The organism is Cyanobacteriota bacterium (assembly GCA_025054735.1).
Classification (GTDB): domain Bacteria; phylum Cyanobacteriota; class Cyanobacteriia; order SKYG9; family SKYG9; genus SKYG9.
Genome location: JANWZG010000019.1, coordinates 5,048 through 8,736, shown reverse-complemented (window position 1 = coordinate 8,736; position 3,689 = coordinate 5,048). Strand labels below are relative to the sequence as shown.

The 3,689-nt window shown below is 52.5% G+C and carries 2 protein-coding genes; both read left to right on the top strand.

Annotated elements, in window-relative coordinates; all coding sequences use genetic code 11:
* Nucleotides 1–2,160, top strand: a 2,160-nt coding sequence (locus NZ772_01990) for an OmpA family protein (protein ID MCS6812336.1), incomplete at its 5' end; no start/stop codon positions are given.
* 3 nt (nucleotides 2,161–2,163) lie between these two features.
* The coding region (locus tag NZ772_01985; GenBank protein ID MCS6812335.1) for a hypothetical protein at nucleotides 2,164–3,689 on the top strand (1,526 nt) is incomplete at its 3' end.

The window sequence follows — 3,689 nt, the reverse complement described above, 5'->3', positions numbered from 1 at the left end:
AGAGTGATGGTGCTTACTTGCACCTCTATAGTGATTAGTGTGGGCGCGATGACTGGCTTGCCCACGATCGCTCGCACTCAAACACTACCCTCGTCCCTGCGGATTGTGGTCACCAGCAACCAAGACACTATCCAGGCTGATGACGCAATTACCCTGCGGGAAGCGCTAGCCCTGGCTAATGGCACCTTGACCTTGGCACAACTTAGTCCAGCAGAACAGGCACTTGTGTCACCGGGTAGCGGCACCAATCGTATTGAGTTTAATCTCCCGGCTGGTCAAACAACCATTCAGCTTAGGGGGTTGCTTCCTGACATTACAAATCCCGGCTTGACGATCGACGGCACCACCCAGCCTGGGTACAATCCAGCAGCGATCGCGACCGTAGAAATCCCCATCCCAATTCCAGTTGTTACTATTACCCCTGCACCCGGTGTGGAAATCTTTCGGGGGTTGACCATCACGGCAGACAACGTAACCGTGCGGGGCCTAAGTCTCTATGGCTTCACAGCTAAACACCGCTCTACGGCTGTCACTCCCCCAGCGGATATTTTTGTAGCTCATCGTCTGCCTCCGCCAGATACCACTCAGCAACAACAACCTGCCAAGTTCTTCCCCTTCTACGATAGGGACGTTCCACCCCAAGGGGTGTTGATTGAGAATAACTGGCTAGGGATTTCCCCCTTTACGCCACCCAATAGTCCTGATCATTCTCCCTCTGCTCCACAGTCAGCCTTTGGGGTTTCTGTCTTCAACAGCAAGGGCACGACTATTCGTCGGAACTACATTACTCGTCATGATGGCAGTGGGGTGATTACTTCGGTGCGGGCAGAAAATACCCAGATCATCGAAAACCTGATTGTGGGTAATGGCGTTGCGGGAATGCCCGATGGCATCCGCTTAGAGGGGGTCATTAGCCAGTCCCTGGTTCGCGGCAATCTCATCTGTGGCAATGATGGTAGCGGTGTGTACCTGTTCAAGCCCGATGGTTCCGTACAAATTGCGGAGAATCAAATTATCTACAACGGTCGTCGGCTGCGACGGGCTGCTGTTTACCTGATGGGCAGTGGTCACCAAGTTCTAGACAACCAAATTCGCTATCAGACTAGCGCTGGTGTCGTGGTTGCGGCGTTTCCCCAGAGCGATCGCAATGTCATTCGCAATAATCAGTTCAGCGATTTGGAAGGACTGAGTATTGACCTCAATGCCCAACAGGCTGTTGGCGTGCAAGATTACCAAGGGGGTGATGGTGTTAACCCACCCCGCAACTCACCGAACCGCCGCAAGGAAACAGGAAATGCTGCCATTGATGCCCCCTCGTTTCTCTCTTCAGAGTTTTTGCTGAGGGATGGCAAGGTAGCCATTGATGGTATTGCTGAACCAGGTGCCCGTGTGGATCTATATCTTGTTACTCCCATTGCTGACCCATTGTTGAGCACTCCCAACAGTGCTCTCACCCATGGCCCACTCAGCCGACTGATTGCCAGCACGACAGCCGATCAGCGGGGACGTTTTGGGGTAACAGTAGATAATCTGCAAGCAGGTCAACAGATTAGCGCGATCGCTACCCTTCCTGACTACGGCACCTCAGAACCAGCTCTCAATGCTACCGTGCGGGTGCTTCTAGGGGGTGGGCCAACTAGTCGCCAACCCTCAGCTGTGGCTGCCGCCTCTGCCCCAAGCTGCACGACCCCGCCACCGCCACTATCACCTTCGCCACCTGCGCTGTCACCCTCACCATCTGCTCCACCACCCCCTTCGCTGCGTCTTCAGGTTCCGCGTCGAGTGCACTTTGCCCTTGATCGCTCAGATATTAGCCCGGCTAGTGCTGCTCTTCTAGACCAAGTGATTACTGTATTACGCCAACATCCAATGATCGTGATTGACTTAGAAGGACACACCGACCCTCGTGCTAGTGATGCCTACAACCAAGCATTGGGACTACGTCGTGCGCAATCGGTTCGCAACTACCTGCTGCGGCGGGGCATCGATCCTGCCCGCCTTACCATTCGCTCCTTGGGTGAGTCTCGTCGTCGCAGCCAAGGCAACACCCGTCTAGACTATGCCCGCGATCGCCGGGTAGAGATTTACTTTCGGGATGTACGGGGGATTGAAATCCAGTTTGTCGATCAAGAAACAGATTTGCAAATTGAGGGGAGATAAACCATGCGGTTAGGCGTAATGTCCTGGATAGCAACATTAGGGTCAAGCCTGAATGCTGGGCTTACACGTCTGCTGCGATCGTCAGTGGGTTCCAAACTCAACATCCTGAAGCTACAGTTACGGTGGCATCGGTTTCTGGTGACTGTCGTTACTACCTTTGCAGTTGTAGTTCACCTCAGCGGCCTCAACCTTTGGCTACCCGCACCTGCTAACGCTCAGTTTCCACTCTATCCCTGTGATGGCAACCTTTACCAGATTAGACAGCTAGTTGGCCCTCCTACCAACTCTCAAGTATTTCGTATTAATCGTCCTGCCTTTACGTCAACTCAAATCGGTACGATCGCTCCTGATGTCGTCCTCAATGCGCTCGCCTACCGCAAGCAAGATGGTCTCATGTATGCCATCGATGTTGGTCTTGCCAACGGGTTCAAAACTCTGTATCGGATTAATCAAACCGGTGTTGCTAGTACCCTAGCCCTTGGACTTAGTATCCCCAACGTCAACAATTACAATGCTGGCACTATCGATGTAAATGGTGACTACTACATTAAGCCCTCGGGTCTCAACAATACGATTTACCGAATTGCAAATCCCGATACTGGCACGCCTACCATTACCACAATCACCCTATCTGCTGCCATTTCTGTCGGTGATATAGCAATTAATCCGATCGATGGCTTTCTCTACGGATTGTTGAGTGACACCCTTTTTCGAATTAACTTAGCCACGGGGACTATCCTAGCTAGCTTACCGACAGGGCTAGTTGGTGGGCAGATTGGCACTGCTTTCTTTGATGCCTCTGGCACCCTATATGCCTACGACAACAACAATGCTTTCTACGTTGTCAACACCACCACAGGCGCAGCCACCCTAGTTGCAACAGGTGAAACCACTACTAATAGTGATGGTGCTAGTTGTGCCTTTACCTCGCCAGAATTCGTAATTAACGTTACAAAGACCGTCGGCACGGTTACCCAAGTCAGTCCTGTAGCCTTCGATGTTCCCTATACGGTTGTGCTTACCGCCACAGGTACTCAGCCCGCTCCCAACGTGCAATTAACCGATAACTTGAACCGCACCTTTGCTACAGGTACCCCAACAATCACGATCCCTGTTGCACCGTCTGTTACGGCTGGAACGTGTACAGCCAATCTGGCCTACAATGGCTTGTTGACAGGAGACACTCGTCTCTTGGCAGGCACCGACACATTATTACCAGGACAAAGCTGTACCGTTACCTTCACAGCCCGGGTCACTTACCCTAGCGTACCTGCTATCCCCGTTGGTGTTGGTCAAAACAATACTGTTTTTGCCAGCAGCACCTCAGCAGGCCCTAACCCTAGCTATAGTTTTGTAGGGCCAGGCAACGCAATCCCATTGCCACCTCCGGCATTGCTAGCCAGTGATGATGATACGGTTCCGGTCACGTTCAATATCCCCAACCTCACCCTAACCAAGACCGCCACTCGCGTCATCGACACCGACGGCAGTGGCACCAACACGCCTGGAGATGTGATTGAATACACCAT